Source organism: Burkholderia sp. 3C, assembly GCF_054589155.1.
This window is the reverse complement of record NZ_BAAILN010000160.1, coordinates 1-411: the sequence shown is the minus strand read 5'-3', so window position 1 is coordinate 411 and position 411 is coordinate 1. Positions and strand designations below refer to the sequence as shown.

Here is a 411-nt window from a genome sequence, read left to right as displayed (position 1 = left end):
GGTCATATTCGAGCTGGGTCGTGTTCTCGTTTTGCGTGAACGCGCTGCGCACCAGGTCATATCCCGGGTTCGGATTTTCCAGCTTCTGCGCCACCGCAAACGTATCGGCCCAGCACAGAATGCGGACCTTCACGCCTTCGCGCGCCTTTTGGATCAGCAGGTCACCAATGCAGAGCGAATCGCCGCCGCCCCGCCGGAAATACATCGATGGCTGAAAACCCCAGCAGATATAGTCGATCGAATGCCTGGCAGCCAGAATCGCGTCGTATAGCGCGCCGAATGCCTCCTCTCCGTTGACGAGCGGCTTGTAGGACGCAGGCACCGGATGAAACTCGGCAACGCTGCCCGACTTCTTGCCGGTTCCGCGCGGGCCCGCCGGGATCATGTCGAGAAACCACGGCAGACACAGCA

The 411-nt window shown here is 60.6% G+C and carries 1 pseudogene; it reads right to left on the bottom strand.

Annotated features, from left to right (window positions below):
- A pseudogene (locus ACYP33_RS34720) lies at positions 1-411 on the bottom strand (hypothetical protein); the annotation flags it as partial.